The sequence below is a fragment of the Rossellomorea marisflavi genome (assembly GCF_022170785.1).
GTDB classification, from domain to species: domain Bacteria; phylum Bacillota; class Bacilli; order Bacillales; family Bacillaceae_B; genus Rossellomorea; species Rossellomorea marisflavi_B.
Window position 1 is genome coordinate 3,306,465 of the sequence record NZ_CP081870.1, and the last position, 18,386, is coordinate 3,324,850.

Genomic DNA, 18,386 nt, shown 5'->3' on the forward strand with positions numbered 1-18,386 from the left:
ACTCTATAATCCAAAAGTTAACAATTTTGTCATGAAGACATGTCTAGTTTGTGAAATATTGAACAAACTTATCGTCTTTTTTCTCTTGCGTGCTTATACTGAAAGTGTAGAGGAGCTAGCCCTCTTAAAACGGAATCAAGGAGTGAATGACGATGGTAAACGTATTCTTACGTAATAATAAAGCAGTTGCAAGTTTCTTGACGATTATCAGGCTGTACTTGGGGTACTTCTGGCTGACTTCCGGCATCGGAAAGATTACTGGGGGATTTGAAGTCACCGGGTTCCTCCAGGGAGCAATCAGCAAGGCGACAGGTGATCATCCGGCTGTACAGACGTGGTGGGCAACGTTCCTTGAACAGGTCGCACTCCCTCACCATGAGTTGTTTGCCACACTCGTCATGTGGGGAGAGGTGCTCGTCGGGATCGGCTTGATCCTCGGACTGTTCACAAATCTTGCAGCACTCGGTGGCATCATGATGAACTTCAGTTTTCTCCTCAGTGGAACCACCAGCACAAATCCGCAGATGGTCATCCTCACGATCTTCCTTATTGTCGCAGGAGCCAATGCCGGACGGTATGGAGTCGATCGTTGGATGATGCCTTATATGAGGAAACAGTGGCAAAATCGAAAAGGGCATAAGAAGTTAGCTCCGGCGGTATGAGAGCCTGTGTACGGACACCAACAGATAAATTTTCTTCCTTATCATGATAAATAAAAAAGACGGAGCCGAAATGGGCTCCGTCTTATCATCTGTGTTGCTTATTATCCGATTGAACCTTCCATCTCAAACTTGATCAGACGGTTCATTTCAACGGCATATTCCATTGGAAGTTCTTTCGTAAACGGCTCGATGAAGCCCATTACGATCATTTCCGTTGCTTCTTCTTCTGAGATTCCGCGGCTCATCAAGTAGAAGAGCTGCTCTTCAGAAACCTTCGATACTTTCGCTTCGTGCTCAAGGGAAATGTTATCGTTCAGGATTTCGTTGTAAGGGATCGTATCAGAAGTAGATTGGTTATCCATGATCAGCGTGTCACACTCGATGTTCGAGCGTGCGCCTTCCGCTTTGCGTCCGAAATGCACGATTCCGCGATACGTTACTTTCCCGCCGTGTTTTGAGATGGATTTTGAAACGATCGTAGAGGACGTGTTCGGTGCAAGGTGGATCATTTTGGCACCGGCATCCTGATGCTGTCCTTTACCTGCAAGTGCGATGGAAAGCGTCATACCACGGGCGCCTTCCCCTTTAAGGATGACGGCAGGGTATTTCATCGTCAGTTTTGAACCGATGTTTCCATCGACCCATTCCATCGTTGCGTTCTCTTCACATACTGCACGCTTCGTTACCAGGTTGTAAACGTTGTTTGCCCAGTTTTGAATCGTTGTATAACGGCAGTACGCATTTTTCTTGATAACGATCTCGACGACAGCCGAGTGAAGGGAGTTCGTTGTGTAGACAGGTGCTGTACATCCCTCTACGTAGTGAACGCTCGCATCTTCATCGACGATGATGAGCGTACGCTCGAACTGACCCATATTCTCCGAGTTGATACGGAAGTAGGCTTGAAGTGGCGTATCCACTTTGATGCCCTTCGGTACATAGATGAAGGATCCACCGGACCATACAGCCGAGTTCAACGCTGCGAACTTGTTGTCGGTTGGAGGGATGACTTTCGCCCAGTGCTCACGGAACAGCTCTTCATTTTCTTTAAGAGCAGAATCTGTGTCCTTGAAGACGATCCCCATTTCCTCGAGGTCTTCCTGCATGTTGTGGTAAACCACTTCGGACTCATACTGAGCCGATACACCAGCAAGGTATTTTTGCTCTGCTTCAGGGATTCCAAGCTTATCGAACGTCTGCTTGATTTCTTCCGGAACTTCATCCCAGCTGCGCTCGGACTTCTCAGATGGCTTCACGTAATACGTGATATCATCGAAATTCAGTTCCTGGAGATTTCCTCCCCACTGAGGCATCGCCATGTTATAGAAATGATCCAATGATTTCAAGCGGAAATCAAGCATCCATTTCGGTTCATCTTTCATACGGGAGATCTCTTCAACGATTTCCCGCGTCAAACCGCGTTTTGAACGGAAAATCGATACGTCTTTATCGCTAAAACCGTATTTGTAATCTCCGATCTCAGGCATCTTCTTCGCCATGTTGATTCCTCCATTCGTTAATGGAGCAAGAAGAAAAGCTTAGTTCTGCTCTTCTTCACGCACTCCTTTTTCCATCGCCTTCCACGCGAGCGTCGCACACTTGATGCGGGCCGGGAACTTGGCGACTCCTTGTAATGCTTCTATATCTCCAAGATCGACATCATCGTCATAGTCATTTCCTTGCATCATATCCGAGAAGATCTTCGAAAGCTTGAGTGCTTCGTCGATTTCCTTGCCTTTGACCGCCTGGGTCATCATGGACGCTGAAGCCATGGAGATGGAACATCCTTCTCCGTCGAACTTCGCATCCTGAACGATCCCGTCTTCCACTTTCAGTGTAAGGTGGATGCGGTCACCGCACGTTGGGTTGTTCATGTCGATGGTAAAGCTGCCATCTTCCAGAGAACCCTTATTGCGTGGATTTTTGTAATGATCCATGATGACCTGCCGGTAAAGCTGATCTAAGTTATTAAAAGACATCGCTGAAAAACTCCTTCGTCTTCACTAGCCCCGCAACCAGTCTGTCGATCTCTTCTTCTGTGTTGTACAGATAGAAGCTGGCGCGGGCCGTTGCTGATACATTGAGCCATTTCATCAGCGGCTGTGCACAGTGATGCCCGGCACGGACGGCAATGCCTTCCGAGTCAAGGACGGTAGCGACATCGTGTGGATGGACGTCATCGATGTTGAACGTCACGAGTCCGGCACGCTGTGCAGGATCCTGTGGACCGAAGATCTTCATCCCTTCCACAGCGCTCATTTTTTCAAGGGCATAAGCGGCCAGCTTATGCTCATGGGCTTCAATGTTGGAAAGACCGATATCTTCGAGGAAGTCGATGGCGGCTCCAAGACCGATCGCTCCTGCGATGATCGGGGTACCTCCTTCGAACTTCCAAGGAAGCTCTTTCCAAGTAGAGTCGTACAAACCAACGAAATCAATCATCTCGCCGCCAAACTCTACCGGTTCCATCGCTTCCAGGTGCTTCTTCTTCCCGTATAGAACACCAATCCCTGTAGGTCCGACCATCTTATGGCCTGAGAAGGCAAAGAAATCACAGTCGAGATCCTGCACGTCGATTTTCATATGCGGGGCAGCCTGGGCACCGTCCACCATCATGACCGCTCCGTTTTCGTGAGCAATCTTGGTGATCTCCTTGATCGGATTCATCGTACCGAGTACATTTGATACCATCATGATGGCAACGATTTTCGTCTTGGACGTAATTGTTGCACGGACATCCTCCAGGGTGATGGTTCCATCTTCCTGCAGGGGAACGTACTTCAGGACAGCGCCTTTTTCCTTGGCAAGCTGCTGCCATGGAATGATGTTGCTATGGTGCTCCATGTGGGTGATGACGATTTCATCGCCTTCTTCCACATTGGCGCGCCCGTAGCTCGCTGCGACGGTGTTGATGGATGTCGTCGTCCCACGGGTGAAGATCACTTCTTCTGTGGTCGCCGCATTGATGAAGGAGCGCACCTTTTCACGTGCTCCTTCATATCCATCCGTCGCCCTTGTACCGAGGGTATGGACCCCACGATGGACGTTCGAATTATAGCCTTTATAGTAGTCGCTCACAGCCTCAATGACCGAAATCGGCTTTTGAGAGGTGGCTGCACTATCCAGATATACCAATGGATGGCCGTTCACTTCCTGGTCGAGAATCGGAAAATGTTTACGAATCTCTTGGATATCCATTAGTTGACTTTCCTTTCAATTACCTCGACAAGCTGTTTCTTCACGCCCTCGATCGGCAGCTGGTTGACAACCGGCGCCAGGAATCCGTGGATCACGAGACGTTCAGCTTCTTTCTGAGGGATCCCGCGGCTCATGAGGTAGTAAAGTTGAAGTGGATCAACGCGGCCTACAGAGGCAGCATGTCCGGCCGTTACATCGTCTTCATCGATCAATAGGATCGGATTCGCATCTCCGCGCGCTTTTTCACTCAACATGAGGACACGTGATTCCTGCTCGGCATTCGATTTCGAAGCACCGTGCTCGATCTTTCCGATTCCATTAAAGATGGAAGAAGCTTCATCTTTCATCACACCATGTTTAAGGATATAGCCTTCGGAATTTTTACCGAAATGAACAACCTTGGTGGTGAAATTCTGCTTTTGTTTGCCACGACCGACAACAACTGATTTCGTATCGCCGTAAGAACCGTCACCAATCAGGTTCGTCACGTTTTCAGAAACCGTATCTCCGTCGTTCATCAGGCCGAGTGCCCATTCGATGCGCGCATCACGTGATGCCACACCGCGACGGTTGACGTATGTCGTCACTCCACTGTTAAGGGTATCAACGGCACCGTAAGCGACTTTTGCATTATCCTTTGCCACCACTTCTGATACGATGTTGAACACGCCGTTCTCCACTTCCACTGTCGAGATATAGTTTTCCACATATGTGACAGAACTATTGTCTTCTGCCACAACGAGTACGTGGTTGAACATGGCTACTTCCGCATCATCATGGATGAATACGGCTTGAACCGGTTCAGTCAGCTCCACATTTTTAGGAACGTAAAGGAACGTACCACCGTTCAAAAGGGCCGCATGAAGAGCAGTCAGCTTGTTCTCATCCACTTTCACACCATCGGTCATGAAGTATTTTTGAACAAGGTCACCGTGCTCCTTCACAGCAGTGAAGATATCGGTGAAGATGACGCCGTTGTCCTTTAGTTCGTCCGTGATCTTCAAGTGGGCAGGAGTATTATTACGCTGGATATACAGGCTGCCTGATTCACTTTCAGATTCTACTAATGCTTTTATTTCTTCGGGCAGCTCGCTCATGGATGAAAACGTAGCACTTTCGACTGTATGCTTCTGGAATTGTGTGAAGTTCCAGTTGGTGATCTTCGTTTTATCCGCAACAGGGAGGTTCAGGTCTGAGACTTTGGCGAATGCGTCTGTACGCAGGGCCGTCATCCATTCTGGTTCTCCGAGTTGTTTTGAGTAGGAGCTGACATAGTCTTGATCTACTGGTAGTTTCGTTTCTACAGTCATATTCATCCCCCTAACTCTTACGCTTCTTGGCCGACAGTTTCGTCTTTGATTCCCAGTTCTTCTTTGATCCAGTCATATCCTTCTGCTTCAAGGCGCTGAGCAAGTTCTTTACCGCCGGATTTCACAACACGACCTTGCATCATCACGTGAACGTAATCAGGTGTGATGTAGTTCAACAGACGTTGATAGTGAGTGATGATCAAGCAGCCGAAGTCTTCTCCGCGCATTTTGTTGATTCCTTTTGACACGACTTTGAGGGCATCGATATCAAGTCCTGAATCGATCTCATCAAGGATGGCAATCTTAGGCTGAAGCATCATCAACTGAAGGATTTCGTTACGCTTCTTCTCCCCACCGGAGAATCCTTCGTTCAGGTAACGCTGTGCCATATCCGGATCCATTTCAAGGTATTCCATTTCAGAATCCATCTTGCGGATGAACTTCATAAGGGAGATTTCTTCCCCTTCTTCGCGTCGGCTGTTGATAGCAGAGCGAAGGAAGTCGGCATTCGTCACACCGCTGATTTCACTTGGGTATTGCATAGCGAGGAAAAGACCTACGCGTGCGCGTTCGTCCACTTCCATTTCAAGGACATCTTCACCGTCGAACGTGATGCTTCCTTTTGTCACTTCGTATTTCGGGTGACCCATGATTGCAGATGAAAGAGTGGATTTACCAGTACCATTCGGTCCCATGACCGCGTGAATTTCTCCACCTTTGATTTCAAGGTTGACACCCTTGAGGATTTCTTTACCTTCGATCTCCACATGAAGATCTTTGATTGTTAAAGTAGAACCTGCCATGTATATTACCTCCGTGACTTTATAAATGAAATAAAGGGATTCTTTATCCATTCTCAATTTATTATCATTACAATCTTATAACAAATAAAAGCTATAATCAACTTTTTCAGACAAAAGGGGACGGCGTGGAAACGGTAAAAAATACCCTTCTATTGTTGGCCCAAACGCCCTTCTGCATACATGATCCGTCCCATGAGCGAATCACGTTCCCACATCCCCTACCTTATCACGGATGGATGCCCATTTAAACCTCTATACATAAGAAAAACCAGTGATTCATCCATCACCGGCTCCTCCGTCATTCTTCTATATATTAGCATGCACTTTTCGATCGAGTGCAGCAATCATCCTGCGGCTTTCCCTATAATCCTTCTCTCTCTGCTTCTCTACTTGCATCCGAACTTCATGCTTTCGTTTGTACACCTCGTACCCTACTCCGTGGGCTCCATGCATGGCCTTTTCCATTTCGCTTGTGTACGACATACTGTCAAGAGAGTCGATAGTGAATCATTCCTTTCAGGTTTTTGTGTTACTCATTAAGGATACTACCCTGCCATTCTTTTGCCAAAACGTGTGTGGGGTGATTTTTTCAGAAAATCATCCTTCACTCCTGTTCTGCGCTAAATTGTCAGACTTTCTTACACGTTTCCGCCTGTATCCTCCTGAAAGGAGTTCATCCTCTTTTAAAATGCAAAAAAAGAGAGTCCGAAGACCCCCCTTTCATTTAATGCTTCAGTTCATTCAGATCATGCATGGATTGCTGAACAAGCGTGACCGCCTGGCTCATGGCTGCACCGCCTCCGAATGCAGCAGTCACTCCCACGGCTTCAAGGATTTCCTCTTCCGTACATCCTTGATCGAGACAACCCTTTGTGTGGTAGATGATGCAGTACTCATCTTGAGAATACAAACTGATGCCAAGGGCGATCAGCTGCTTCTCTTTCTTTGATAATACCCCTTCACGGAAACAATGCTCCGTGAAGGCATTGTATTGCTGTGCCAGCTCCGGCATTTTTTCAGTGAAGATCCCAAGCCCCGTCTTATAATCGAGCAGGGCCGCTTCCGTCGTATTTCTAGGCTCTACCTGCATTCACTTTCAGCTCCATTCTAATTCGAGTGATCGAAAATAGTATGAGCTTATTGCAAAAAGATTATGTTTGGTATTTATTCTTTGACCGGCACCACGGAACCTTTCCACTCTTTATTGATGAAGTCCTGAATTTCATCAGACTGAAGCACCTTCACAAGCTCCTTGATTTCTTTTTTGTCTTCATCACCTTTTTTGACCGCGATGATGTTCACATACGGTGATTCCTTGTCTTCAATGGCAATGGAATCCTTGACCGGATCCAGTCCGCTATCGATGGCATAGTTGGAGTTGATGACGACTGCATCGCCTTCTTCATTATTGTAAAGCTGAGTAAGAAGGGCCGGCTCGTATTCGTAGTCGAATTTCAATTTTTTAGGGTTTTCAGCGATATCATCCAATGTCGCCTGGGTTTTATCAATACCATCCTTCAATTTGATCAGACCGTTTGCTTCAAGCAAAGTCAGGATCCTTCCGTGCTCTGCCACGGAGTTACTGAATAGAATGGTTCCGCCTTCCGGGATATCTTTAAGGGATTGGTGCTTCTTGGAATATACCGCCATCGGTTCGATGTGAATTCCTCCGGCACTGACGAAGTCATAACCATGTTCCTTCTTTTGCCCTTCTAGATAAGGGATGTGTTGGAAGTAGTTCGCATCAAGATCTCCGCTCTCGAGATCCTTATTTGGCAGGACATAATCCTGATACGTTTCGATCTTGAGATCGATCCCTTCTTTTTCAAGGATCGGTTTTGCTTCCTCAAGGATTTCAGCGTGAGGAACATTGGATGCTCCGACCACAAGTTCCTTTGAGTCGCCTGAGCTACCGTTGCTCCCGCCGGTTCCGCATGCTGCCAATCCTATGATACTCGCTGCTGCAATCGTTCCCACTAACCATTTTTTCATCTGAATTCTCTCCTTTTATCGTTTATCTATTTTATTGGTGAAATAATCACCGACAAGCTGAATGATGAATACAAGAACCAGGATCATGATTGTCGCTGCCAAGGTGACATCGGTTCTGCTGCGCTGGAATCCATCCAGGAATGCCAGATTCCCGAGACCACCAGCCCCGATGACGCCTGCCATTGCGGTATAACCGACCAATGCGATGGCCGTCACGGTGATTCCCGAGATGAGAGCCGGCATGGATTCTGGGAGAAGGACCTTCATGATGATGGTACTCGTCTTGGACCCCATGGCTTTCGCTGCTTCGATGACCCCTTTATTGACTTCGCGGAGGGCGATTTCCACCATCCGGGCATAAAACGGGGCTGCACCGATGATCAGGGCTGGCAAGGCCGCGTTGGCCCCCCGGATCGTCCCGATCAATACCTTCGTAAAGGGAATCAGTAACACAATCAGAATGATAAAAGGGATGGACCTGAATATATTGACTGCCGCATTGGTAATCGTATAAGCCGCCTTGTTCTCCCAAATGTTCCCCTTCGATGTAAGGAACAAGAGGATTCCAAGGGCAAGACCGAGGAAAAAGGTCAAAATGACCGACATCCCCGTCATGTATAAGGTTTCAAGTGTTGCCTCCCACATTTTCTCCCAATCGACATTCGGAAAGACTTTTTCAATCATCTCTCCATCACCTCCACCTTCACTTGATTTTCAGCAAAAGCGACGGCCTGATCCACAATCAATGGATCTCCGGTCAGCTGGATGAACAACGTTCCGAAGGCCCCTTTTTGTGTTTGGGATATCTGCCCTTGAAGGATATTCACTTCAATATCGAACCGGCGGATCAGCGCTGTGATGAGAGGCTGATCTGTGCTTTCTCCTACAAAAGTAAGCTTCAGCACCTTCCCATCCTGACAATGTTCCAAGACATCATCCGATTCCTGTTGCTGAGAAACTTCTTTTACAAAACGCTTCGTCACTTCTTCCCTAGGGTTCCGGAACACGTCAAGTACGTCCCCTTCTTCGACGACTTTACCTGAATCCATGACCGCTACCCTGTGACAAATCTTGCGGATGACATGCATCTCGTGGGTGATCAACACAATCGTTAATCCAAGACGATCATTGATATCCACTAAGAGGTCGAGGATGCTGTCTGTGGTCTGTGGATCAAGGGCGGAAGTCGCCTCATCGCATAGCAGCACTTTCGGATCATTCGCCAATGCCCTTGCAATGCCGACCCGCTGCTTTTGACCTCCACTCAATTGCGAAGGATATGAATCGCCTCGGCCTTCAAGCCCGACCAGGTTAAGGAGTTCATTTGCTTTTTTGATCCTCTCTTTTTTCGATACACCTGCAATTTCAAGGGGGAACTGGATGTTTTCCAGGACCGTCCTCGACCAAAGGAGGTTAAAGTGCTGGAAGATCATCCCCATGGACTGCCTTGCTTCCCTGAGGGCCCTCCCTTTTGCCTCTGAAATCAGCTGCCCGTTCACATCGACGGCTCCATCAGTAGGGACCTCAAGCCCGTTTAACATCCGGATCAACGTGCTCTTTCCGGCTCCACTGTATCCGATCACACCGAAGATTTCTCCATCGTTGATGGTCATATCCACCCCATCGACGGCTGAAACCGTTCCGTTTTTCGTTTGAAAGATTTTTTTTACATCAGAAATCGTAATCATGTTGCATCCACCTCACCATCAGTAAAACCACCGGTTTACTAGGAATTATATCCAAATGACGTTTGCTGTTAAATCATCGAACGTCATTTGGAAAATAAAAATGCCTTTCTGCGATAAGCAGAAAGGCATACTATTTCAATAGTAGACTTTCTCTCATCTGTCGAAGCCTTCGCTTCGAGTGAATTGGCACCGTGTCAATTTTCATTGACGGTTGCCGGGTTTCATCGGGCACTTCCCTCCACCACTCTTAATAAGAGATAAACGTTATTTAATTATTCATACTAAATACTCAGAAATTTGTTACTAAAGTGATACTATCACCGAATAAACATGGTGTCAATTCATTTTTGCACATTATACGCTCACTGGTTCAACGATGTGAAAACGGGTCAACCAAAGCACGGATTCAGCAAACAACAAATGCCGGTAGCCCCCACGGACTAGGACATCCTTTTTATCAACAAGGGAAGTCAATCGCTCATTCCCTGCAAATAAAGAAAGCAACTGCCGTTCATGTCCAGCCGTTATCCTCAGGTGGGGCTCAGGATGGGGATTGGGAAGTACGGAACATCCCTTATTTGATATAGACAGACTGTACCCGCTTGAGCCACTTTGGAAGTGTAGGACGAACGGTGTGTCTGGAAATAATAATTGTAAGTGATACCTGGTCTCGCATTGATCTACTATTTTCTCTAAATACTCTCTCATGCAACCCCTCCAGTATCTCGGATACTTAACTAATTCCACTACTGGATTGTTTATCCTCCCGTACTTTCTCGACAGATTGTGGACGGACTGTCGAAGGAAGGGCCCAATAGACAATATATTGGCGGGTTCGTTTCATTTCCCGAGAAATATGTCCCGGTGTGTAGAAAAGTCGTAGTGGTTTTCGTGAAAATCTATCTATTTCTTGTGCTATTCGAGCATAAAAAAAGGCCTTTTTGGCCCCTTCACGCTACCTTTTTCAATGCTTCATACAGAAACGGTACAGACTGGAACGCATAGATCCGGTCGACCTCGACTCCATCTTTGAACAGGAGGAGGCAAGGAACGCTCTCGATTGCATACTCAGTTGCGAAATCCGCCATGTAATTAAGATTTGCCTTTGCAAAAACAAACGGTTGGGGCAGATTTTCTACGATCTCGATCATCCTCCCTGCAACCTGACAGGTCCCACACATGGGTGTATACAAATAGAGGGCAAGCAGTCTTTCATTCTTTCGAATCGTTTGCAGCGCTTCATGGCTGTTCAACTCTTTCAAATCTAATTCATCCTTTTTCCAAGATATTGTTGGTGGACATCAATATTGGCTCCGATCAAAACGGAAGCGAGGTGATATTCCGGGGCAGCAGCCACTTCCTTGTACATCCTGTCGATATACAGGTGGCCTGCTTCCGGGAACTCCCGCTTGAATTGCTTGCGGAGTTTTTCACCGGCTTCGTCGGCATCCACAAGGATGTATACGTCCCTGTCGATTAATGAATCAATCAGTTCGTCCATTTTAGTCAGACTGATCGTACCATTGGTACAAATGATTTCCACGGGCTCACTGATGATATCTTTGACCTTTCGTTTATCGGATGTGCCTTCTACGATCAGGACTTTTTCATCCACGACTTCCATGACAATCACCTTGACTTTCAGTGAAGTAGTAAAAGATTATTAATGGTCCACTTATTATCTCTATTTTCTCATGTCAGTGGTATTTTGCAAAGGATTTGATCCTAAAGAACACCGGGGGGGAATCCCCCGATGTCATGTTAACACCATCCACCTTCATCGCAATCCGTATAGCGGGCGTCATGCCCTTCTGATGAGGTATAGCTCTGGTAGATTTTATTTTCTTTCGCCTTGAAATTCGGCTGCATGCTGATCCCCTCCAACGAAAGGGGGACTTTCCCGATTGATTGGTTATCAAGGAATAGCTCAATGGAGCCATCCTTCACTTTTCCGATGACACGATCGGTCACATCGGCCTGTTTAGGTGTGAGCATGACCATCATCCTTTCATTAAAGGTTGAATTTATCTTGCCCTTGAGAATAAAAAAACACCTTGAGAATTTATCCCAAGGTGTTCCTGTTTTAGCCTTCGTTGATCATTTTATCGTATTCTTCAGATGTCATCAGTTTGTCCACTTCACCAGCGTCTGAAGGTTCCACAACAACCATCCATGCTTTCTCGTATGGAGATTCGTTGACGAATTCAGGGCTGTCAGACAGGTCTTCGTTCACTTCGACCACTTTTCCTGATACAGGAGCGTAAAGTTCAGAAACGGTCTTGACCGATTCAACGCTTCCGAAAGGCTCGTTCGCTTTGACTTCATCGCCGACTTCCGGCAGCTCGACAAAGACGATGTCACCAAGTTCTGATTGTGCGAATGCTGTGATCCCGATTCGGACGTTGCCGCCTTCGGACTTTACCCATTCATGTTCTTCTGAATAACGCAGTTCTTTCGGTGTGCTCATCTTTATCCCTCCACATGCTAGTTATACAAACTAATATTGACACATTCTTTAAGAGAAAAGCAAGGAAGTCTTGCACAAATATTCTGCTGCTTCCATTACTTCCAAGTCTCTTCAAACGTTTCTTCCTTGAAGCCCAAGGTTACCTTTTGACCATCGGTCGTGAGGGGGCGCTTGATCAGCATCCCATCTGAAGCCAGTAGTTCGAGGAGTTCATCTTCTGAGGCGGTATTGACCTTGTCTTTCAAGCCCAGTTCCCGGTATTTCATGCCGCTTGTATTGAAGAATTTTTTCAGGGGCAGTCCGCTTTTTTCATAAAGATCTTTCAGCGTCTCCTTGGACGGTGGCTCCTCGACAATATGTATTTCGTTGAAATCAACCTCTTCTTGTTCAAGCCATTTTTTCGCCTTGCGGCACGTCCCGCATTTAGGGTAGGAATAGAATGTGATTGCCATTGTTTTCACCACCTTTCATTTGAGTGCTTTCTTCATCATTATATCCGTTTTTGTGCTTGGCGAACAATACCGGCTGTCGATTGTTGTAGAGAATGATTTGACGCTGTCGTATGTTCCATTAAAAAAGCCCAATCTGCTGCTATGCGCAACCTCCAGGAATCACATAGGCGGAAAGAGGGCGATCGGTAAGCAGGATCTGCATGAATCAACATTCTGTTCTGCATATCGGGACTCCTATAGAGCTCCCACTCTTATGCTTCCATTAAAAAGGGGCTGCATGCAGGCAGCCCCTTTCTTCTTACACGATATATTTTTCAGCGTCGATCAGTTTCACGGATGCATCGCGTTTGAGGGCGATGACGTTGACCGGTGTATGGCGGGTGAATTTTTTCAGGGCCGACAGCATGATGCGGAGCGTGTCACCTGATTCCGTAGCCACCAATGTTTCTTTGGCATGCTGCTCGATTTTGTTGAAAGCTTCCTGACAGAAGATCTGAGTATAGAGGAGCTTCTGCTTAGCTTTCTCCAAACCAGTCGTTTCGATCGCTTTTTCGGACCTCAATACAACGGATTCCATTGCATATGCTTCTGAGACGATATCAGCGATATTCACAAGGACTTCCTGCTCTTTCTCAAGGGCCTTACCGAATTTTTGCGCGGCAAGTCCTGCAAGCATCAAGCCGATTTTCTTTGCATTGCGCACCAGGTACTTTTCCTGTGCAAGAGGCTCGTCGCCCACTTCTTCAGGCATAAGCATCATCAGTTCTTCCTGCAGGGCCTGTGCTTTTTGCAGCAGTGGAAGTTCGCCTTTCATGGCTTTTCGCAAATAGGTGCCAGGTACAAGGAGACGATTGATTTCGTTTGTGCCTTCGAAAATCCGGTTGATACGGGAATCCCTGTAGAGGCGCTCAATTTCATATTCCTGCATGAATCCGTAACCACCGTGAAGCTGTACGCCTTCATCCACGATATAGTCCAGCACTTCCGTACCGAAGAATTTATTGAGTGAGCATTCGATGGCATACTCAGCAATGGATTTAGCCACTTCCGCCCCGTTTTTCACTTCTTCATCAGAGAGCTTGCTCATCCTATCCTCAAAGAGACCGACCGTACGATAGACGGAGCTTTCTGCGGCATATAGCTTGGATGCCATGGTTGAGAGTTTTTCTTTTGTCAGGTTGAAAGAAGAGATCGGCGTCTTGAACTGCTGACGCTGATTCGTATAGGCTACCGTTACTTCCAATGCTCGCTTGCTTGCCCCGACTGCCCCTACCCCGAGCTTATAACGGCCGATGTTGAGGATGTTGAATGCGATGATATGCCCCTTTCCGGCTTGACCGAGGAGGTTTTCAACCGGTACTTCTGCATCTTCAAGGATCAGCGTACGTGTGGATGAACTCTTGATTCCCATCTTCTTCTCTTCAGGACCCGTCGATACCCCAGGGAATTCTTTTTCTACGATAAAAGCGGAGAAATGCTCACCATCGATCTTTGCGTATACGATGAAGACATCGGCGAATGCGGAGTTAGTGATCCACTGTTTCTCACCATTCAATACGTAATGGGTCCCTGCTTCGTTCAATTTGGCAGTCGTTTTTGCCCCCAATGCATCAGATCCTGATCCCGGTTCTGTCAAAGCGTACGCCGCAAGCTTTTCTCCTGTGGAAAGAGGCGGCAGATACTTTGTTTTCTGATCTTCATTCCCGAAGAGGACGATTGGAAGGGAACCAATCCCCACGTGAGCACCGTGTGAAATCGAGAATCCTCCTGCTCTCGACATACGCTCAGCAATCAATGCTGAACTTACTTTATCGAGCCCGAGCCCACCGTATTCCTCCGGCACGTCTGCACCGAGAAGTCCCAGCTCACCCGCTTCTTTCAACAGGCGCACGGAGTGATCGAACTCGTGATTTTCAAGATTATCGATGACAGGAACTACTTCGTTCAGTACGTAATCTTCCGTCGTCTTGGCGATCATTTTGTGCTCATCACTATAGTCTTCAGGCGTGAACACCTGCTCATACGTTACATCTTCAATCAGGAAGCTTCCACCTTTGATCAATTTATCTGTTTGATTTGCCATTTTGGTCTCCTCCAATTTCTATGGTTTCATACGTTTATTCATCCATTAGTGTTGGAAATCAGCCGATCAGTTCAAAGACTCCTGCTGCGCCCATTCCACCACCGATACACATCGTGACGATCCCAAACTGTTCATTGCGCCTCTTCATCTCGTGCATCAAGGAGAGGGTGAGTTTCGATCCTGTACATCCAAGGGGATGACCCAGGGCAATGGCCCCTCCGTTCACGTTCACCTTCTCTTCGTCCAAACCAAGATGACGGATCACTTGGAGGGATTGGGATGCGAATGCTTCATTCAGTTCGAACAGGCCGATATCCGAGAGCTCTAGCCCTGCCATCTTGAGGGCCTTCGGAATCGCTTCAACAGGACCGATCCCCATGATTTCAGGTGGAACACCCGCTACGGCAAAGCTTCTGAATCTCACCAAAGGCTGGAGTCCGAGAGAGCCTGCCTTTTCGCGATCCATGACCATGACCGCAGCTGCCCCGTCACTCGTTTGGGATGAGTTCCCGGCCGTGACCGATCCCCTTACGTTGAATGCCGGACGAAGTTTAGCCAGTACGTCGGTGCTCGTTCCTTCCCGAACCCCCTCATCTGTAGCGAATGAGAATGATTTTTCCACCAGTTTGTTGGCATCTGAGACGGAGCGTTTCACAACATCGACCGGTACGATCTCGTCGGTGAACTTTCCTTCTGCGATGGCCCTGGCTGCTTTTTGGTGGCTTCTAACCGCAAAGGCGTCTTGATCTTCACGTGATATACCGAATTTCCGGGCCACCTCTTCAGCCGTGTGGCCCATGCTCATATAGTACTCAGGTGCTGTTTCAGCCAAGGTTGGATTCGGTCGTGCCACATGCCCCATCATCGGGACCATGCTCATGCTTTCTGCACCGCCGGCGATGGCTGTGTCTGAATGGCCCAGCATGATTTTCTCCGCTGCATAGGCAATGGATTGCAAACCGGAAGAACAATAGCGGTTGATGGTAATGGCTGGAACCGTATCTGGAAGACCCGCAAGGCCACCGATGTTACGGGCCATATTCAATCCCTGTTCTGCTTCCGGCATGGCACAGCCGATGATGAGATCATCGATGTTCCCTTCATAACCGCCTGCGCGTTTCAACGTTTCTTTGACGACCAGTGCTCCAAGATCGTCCGGTCTCACCCCGGCAAGCGAACCTTTCCTTGATTTCCCCACCGGTGTACGAGCACCGGCGACAATGACTGCTTCACGCATGATGATTCCCCCGCTTCCTTCGATTAATTGCGCAATGGTTTTCCTTTAACGAGCATATGCTGCATCCGCTGCTGTGATTTCGGTTCTGCTACAAGACTGAGGAACGCTTCCCGTTCAAGGTCCAGAAGGTACTGTTCATCGACTTCTGTACCGAATGGAACTTTTCCGCCTGCAATCACGTAGGCAAGCTTCTTGGCGATCTTCAGATCGTGCTCCGAGATATACCCCGAATGAAGCATCGCTTGTGCTCCCAGCAATAATGTCCCGTAGCCTGTTTCGCCCACCACCGGCACTTTTTTCCGTTGCGGGGCACGGTACCCGGTCTGATGGAGGGCAAGGACCGCCTGCTTCGCATCATAGAGCTGATGATCCTGATTGACGCTCACTCCGTCACGCTGATTGAGGAAGTTGTTTTCCCTCGCTTCATCACCCGACGTAGACACCTTTGCCATGGCGATTGTTTCGAATACTTTATTAGCTACCTTCTGAAGGTCGAAGTCCACTCCGTTCGGGAGGTCCTGCAGGTGCTTCATATAAAGCTCCTTATTGCCTCCTCCTCCAGGGATCAATCCGACTCCAACTTCGACAAGGCCCATATACGTTTCCATCGTTGCCTGGACGCGCGCTGCCGGCAAACAAACTTCGCTTCCGCCCCCGAGTGTCATACCGAATGGTGCAGCCACAACCGGTTTGGACGAATATTTGATCTTCATCATCGCCGATTGGAAATGGCGAACGACCATATCCAGTTCGTACACATCATCCTGCGCTTCCATGAGGATCATGGCGAGATTTGCCCCCACACAGAAGTTTTTGCCCTGATTTCCGATGACCAGGCCTTTGTAATTCTTCTCCACTTCGTCAACGGAAGCGTTGATCATCTGTAGGATGTCGAGACCGATGGCATTGTTCTGGGAATGGAACTCGAGGAGTGCCACGCCATCGCCGATATCGATCAGGCTTGCGCCTGTGTTTTTCTTGATGACCTTCCCTTGCTTCTTCAGCTGCTTCAAACTGATATACTTGGGATTTTTCTCTTCTGTTCTGTAGCTTCCTTCGTGGTAGAAGGATCGCTCCCCAGATTCATCCTCGCTATAGAACGTCGTGAACCCAGCTTCAAGCATGTGATCTACCCAAGCAGGGACGTTCAGCCCTTGTTCCTTCATTAAACTGACGGACCGCTCGACTCCGATGGCATCCCATGTTTCAAACGGTCCCTTTTCCCAACCGAAGCCCCATTTCATCGCCTGGTCGATTGCCACGATATCGTCGGCAATTTCACCGTGCAGTTCAGCAGAATAGAGAAGGACCGGAGATACTATATTCCATAGTAAGGAACCAGCACGATCCTTGGCATAGACCAATGCTTTCATCTTATTGTTCAAGCCTTTTTCATTCCGGCTCAGCTCTGTTGAGGCCGTTTTCAATTTTTTTCTCGGGCCATATTCAAGTGTTTCCGGATCAAGCTCAAGGATCTCTTTACCTTGCTTCAAGTAAAAACCCTGCCCGCTCTTGCTTCCATACCAACCTTTTTCAAGCATGGTCTGGATGAAGGCCGGGATCTCGAATACGCTTTTCTCATCTCCGTCCACCTGGTCGTACACATTTTTCGCCACATGGGCAAATGTATCGAGCCCGACAACGTCAAGGGTCCGGAAAGTGGCGCTCTTCGGCCGTCCAATGGCTGGACCCGTGATGGAGTCCACCTCGCCGACGCTGTATCCGCCTTTGAGCATCTCCTGCACCGTTACGAGGAGTCCGTACGTGCCGATCCGGTTGGCGATGAAGTTCGGCGTATCTTTCGCAAGGACGACGCCCTTCCCAAGCACATCTTCGCCGAATTCCTTCATGAACGTCAGGACCTCAGGATCGGTTTCGCCCGTCGGGATGACCTCCAGCAACTTAAGATAACGGGGAGGATTGAAGAAGTGGGTGCCGAGGAAGTGCTTCCGGAAGTCTTCAGATCGCCCTTCCTTCATCGCTTCGATGGAAATACCAGACGTATTGGAGCTGATGATGCTCCCTTCTTTTCTGAACGGCTCGATTTTCTCGAATACCTGTTTTTTCACATCCAAGTCCTCCACGACCACTTCAATGATCCAATCACAGTCTTTCAGTGATTCAAGATCGTCTTCCAGATTCCCAGCCGTGATCAAGCTGAGATTCCCTTTCACCGTGAGAGGTGCGGGCTTTTGCTTCAATAGCTTTTTTAAAGCGTTTTCACTAAATTGATTCCTAAAGGACGGATGCTCCACGGTCCATCCTTTTGCTGCGTCTTGGTCGGAGAGTTTTTTAGGGACGATGTCGAGAAGCATGGTGGGGATCCCGATATTTGCAAGGTGTGCAGCGATGCCGGAACCCATGACACCCGATCCCAATACTGCCGCTTTCTGAATTCTACGTGCCAATCTATTTTCCCCCTTTGAAGGTTTTTGAATGAATACTCATTCATTTTATGTCGAAAAAAAAGACCCGAATGAGTTTCTGCTACCTA

19 protein-coding genes and 1 riboswitch are annotated in these 18,386 nt (G+C 47.9%); of the genes, 1 reads left to right on the top strand and 18 read right to left on the bottom strand.

Translation table 11 applies throughout. From position 1 onward, the window contains the following. Positions 1-152 precede the first annotated feature (152 nt). Positions 153-662, top strand: a complete 510-nt coding sequence (locus K6T23_RS17300; protein WP_238282039.1) for a DoxX family protein — start codon at positions 153-155, stop codon at positions 660-662. A 101-nt stretch (positions 663-763) separates the two neighbouring features. On the opposite strand, the gene sufB is transcribed toward K6T23_RS17300, so the two are convergent. The 18 genes from sufB to K6T23_RS17390 form a co-directional block, all read right to left on the bottom strand. Then, positions 764-2,161 (bottom strand): Fe-S cluster assembly protein SufB, encoded by a 1,398-nt coding sequence (gene sufB, locus K6T23_RS17305; RefSeq protein WP_056541037.1) that lies wholly within the window; start codon positions 2,159-2,161, stop codon positions 764-766. 39 nt (positions 2,162-2,200) lie between these two features. Next, positions 2,201-2,641, bottom strand: coding sequence for a Fe-S cluster assembly sulfur transfer protein SufU (gene sufU / locus K6T23_RS17310; protein ID WP_048014620.1), 441 nt, complete (start codon positions 2,639-2,641; stop codon positions 2,201-2,203). Further along, positions 2,631-3,860: a cysteine desulfurase gene (locus K6T23_RS17315; RefSeq protein WP_048007052.1), complete on the bottom strand. Its 1,230-nt coding sequence runs from the start codon at positions 3,858-3,860 to the stop codon at positions 2,631-2,633. Before K6T23_RS17315 ends, sufU begins: the two co-directional genes overlap by 11 nt. Beyond that, a complete protein-coding gene (gene sufD / locus K6T23_RS17320) occupies positions 3,860-5,170 on the bottom strand; it encodes a Fe-S cluster assembly protein SufD (protein ID WP_056541029.1) in 1,311 nt (436 codons plus the stop codon). The genes K6T23_RS17315 and sufD overlap by 1 nt, the downstream gene beginning before the upstream one ends. A 17-nt stretch (positions 5,171-5,187) precedes the next feature. Then, positions 5,188-5,973: a Fe-S cluster assembly ATPase SufC gene (sufC, locus tag K6T23_RS17325; protein ID WP_238282042.1), complete on the bottom strand. Its 786-nt coding sequence runs from the start codon at positions 5,971-5,973 to the stop codon at positions 5,188-5,190. Positions 5,974-6,279: 306 nt separating this feature from the next. After that, positions 6,280-6,456, bottom strand: coding sequence for a YuzK family famiily protein (locus K6T23_RS17330; RefSeq protein ID WP_162838966.1), 177 nt, complete (start codon positions 6,454-6,456; stop codon positions 6,280-6,282). Between the two features lie 241 nt (positions 6,457-6,697). Further along, positions 6,698-7,063 carry a carboxymuconolactone decarboxylase family protein gene (locus tag K6T23_RS17335; RefSeq protein WP_048013290.1) on the bottom strand — a complete coding sequence of 122 codons (366 nt, stop codon included), beginning with the start codon at positions 7,061-7,063 and terminating at the stop codon, positions 6,698-6,700. A 74-nt stretch (positions 7,064-7,137) separates the two neighbouring features. Further along, positions 7,138-7,965, bottom strand: a complete 828-nt coding sequence (locus K6T23_RS17340) for a MetQ/NlpA family ABC transporter substrate-binding protein (protein WP_238282044.1) — start codon at positions 7,963-7,965, stop codon at positions 7,138-7,140. Between the two features lie 15 nt (positions 7,966-7,980). Further along, complete coding sequence (locus K6T23_RS17345) at positions 7,981-8,649, bottom strand: methionine ABC transporter permease (protein ID WP_238282047.1); 669 nt, start codon at positions 8,647-8,649, stop codon at positions 7,981-7,983. Further along, positions 8,646-9,653: a methionine ABC transporter ATP-binding protein gene (locus K6T23_RS17350; protein WP_056541022.1), complete on the bottom strand. Its 1,008-nt coding sequence runs from the start codon at positions 9,651-9,653 to the stop codon at positions 8,646-8,648. The genes K6T23_RS17345 and K6T23_RS17350 overlap by 4 nt, the downstream gene beginning before the upstream one ends. A gap of 150 nt (positions 9,654-9,803) precedes the next feature. Further along, positions 9,804-9,910: riboswitch (SAM riboswitch) on the bottom strand. A gap of 693 nt (positions 9,911-10,603) precedes the next feature. Then, complete coding sequence (locus tag K6T23_RS17355) at positions 10,604-10,915, bottom strand: thioredoxin family protein (RefSeq protein ID WP_056541016.1); 312 nt, start codon at positions 10,913-10,915, stop codon at positions 10,604-10,606. A 2-nt stretch (positions 10,916-10,917) separates the two neighbouring features. Continuing rightward, positions 10,918-11,277 (bottom strand): toprim domain-containing protein, encoded by a 360-nt coding sequence (locus K6T23_RS17360; RefSeq protein ID WP_079515648.1) that lies wholly within the window; start codon positions 11,275-11,277, stop codon positions 10,918-10,920. Between the two features lie 137 nt (positions 11,278-11,414). Next, positions 11,415-11,648 (bottom strand): YusG family protein, encoded by a 234-nt coding sequence (locus tag K6T23_RS17365; protein ID WP_238282049.1) that lies wholly within the window; start codon positions 11,646-11,648, stop codon positions 11,415-11,417. Positions 11,649-11,736: 88 nt separating this feature from the next. Further along, complete coding sequence (gcvH, locus tag K6T23_RS17370) at positions 11,737-12,120, bottom strand: glycine cleavage system protein GcvH (protein ID WP_048007063.1); 384 nt, start codon at positions 12,118-12,120, stop codon at positions 11,737-11,739. 95 nt (positions 12,121-12,215) lie between these two features. Continuing rightward, on the bottom strand, positions 12,216-12,572 hold the full coding sequence (locus K6T23_RS17375; RefSeq protein ID WP_238282051.1) for an arsenate reductase family protein: 357 nt from the start codon (positions 12,570-12,572) through the stop codon (positions 12,216-12,218). 298 nt (positions 12,573-12,870) lie between these two features. Continuing rightward, on the bottom strand, positions 12,871-14,655 hold the full coding sequence (locus K6T23_RS17380; RefSeq protein ID WP_238282062.1) for an acyl-CoA dehydrogenase FadE: 1,785 nt from the start codon (positions 14,653-14,655) through the stop codon (positions 12,871-12,873). 58 nt (positions 14,656-14,713) lie between these two features. Next, complete coding sequence (locus K6T23_RS17385; RefSeq protein WP_056541008.1) at positions 14,714-15,892, bottom strand: acetyl-CoA C-acetyltransferase; 1,179 nt, start codon at positions 15,890-15,892, stop codon at positions 14,714-14,716. A 23-nt stretch (positions 15,893-15,915) separates the two neighbouring features. Next, positions 15,916-18,300 (bottom strand): 3-hydroxyacyl-CoA dehydrogenase/enoyl-CoA hydratase family protein, encoded by a 2,385-nt coding sequence (locus tag K6T23_RS17390; protein WP_273546584.1) that lies wholly within the window; start codon positions 18,298-18,300, stop codon positions 15,916-15,918. Positions 18,301-18,386 lie beyond the last annotated feature (86 nt).

Bases quoted from the DNA above. Each gene is read 5' to 3' on its own strand.
- K6T23_RS17360 (WP_079515648.1), bottom strand. From the start codon at position 11,277: ATGGAAGTCGTGGATGAAAAAGTCCTGATCGTAGAAGGCACATCCGAT.
- K6T23_RS17365 (WP_238282049.1), bottom strand. From the start codon at position 11,648: ATGCTCACACCTAAACAGGCCGATGTGACCGATCGTGTCATCGGAAAA.
- K6T23_RS17315 (WP_048007052.1), bottom strand. From the start codon at position 3,860: ATGGATATCCAAGAGATTCGTAAACATTTTCCGATTCTCGACCAGGAA.
- sufC (WP_238282042.1), bottom strand. From the start codon at position 5,973: ATGGCAGGTTCTACTTTAACAATCAAAGATCTTCATGTGGAGATCGAA.
- K6T23_RS17380 (WP_238282062.1), bottom strand. From the start codon at position 14,655: ATGGCAAATCAAACAGATAAATTGATCAAAGGTGGAAGCTTCCTGATT.
- K6T23_RS17350 (WP_056541022.1), bottom strand. From the start codon at position 9,653: ATGATTACGATTTCTGATGTAAAAAAAATCTTTCAAACGAAAAACGGA.
- K6T23_RS17340 (WP_238282044.1), bottom strand. From the start codon at position 7,965: ATGAAAAAATGGTTAGTGGGAACGATTGCAGCAGCGAGTATCATAGGA.
- K6T23_RS17345 (WP_238282047.1), bottom strand. From the start codon at position 8,649: ATGATTGAAAAAGTCTTTCCGAATGTCGATTGGGAGAAAATGTGGGAG.
- sufB (WP_056541037.1), bottom strand. From the start codon at position 2,161: ATGGCGAAGAAGATGCCTGAGATCGGAGATTACAAATACGGTTTTAGC.
- gcvH (WP_048007063.1), bottom strand. From the start codon at position 12,120: ATGAGCACACCGAAAGAACTGCGTTATTCAGAAGAACATGAATGGGTA.
- K6T23_RS17335 (WP_048013290.1), bottom strand. From the start codon at position 7,063: ATGCAGGTAGAGCCTAGAAATACGACGGAAGCGGCCCTGCTCGATTAT.
- sufD (WP_056541029.1), bottom strand. From the start codon at position 5,170: ATGACTGTAGAAACGAAACTACCAGTAGATCAAGACTATGTCAGCTCC.
- sufU (WP_048014620.1), bottom strand. From the start codon at position 2,641: ATGTCTTTTAATAACTTAGATCAGCTTTACCGGCAGGTCATCATGGAT.
- K6T23_RS17375 (WP_238282051.1), bottom strand. From the start codon at position 12,572: ATGGCAATCACATTCTATTCCTACCCTAAATGCGGGACGTGCCGCAAG.
- K6T23_RS17330 (WP_162838966.1), bottom strand. From the start codon at position 6,456: ATGTCGTACACAAGCGAAATGGAAAAGGCCATGCATGGAGCCCACGGA.
- K6T23_RS17300 (WP_238282039.1), top strand. From the start codon at position 153: ATGGTAAACGTATTCTTACGTAATAATAAAGCAGTTGCAAGTTTCTTG.
- K6T23_RS17385 (WP_056541008.1), bottom strand. From the start codon at position 15,892: ATGCGTGAAGCAGTCATTGTCGCCGGTGCTCGTACACCGGTGGGGAAA.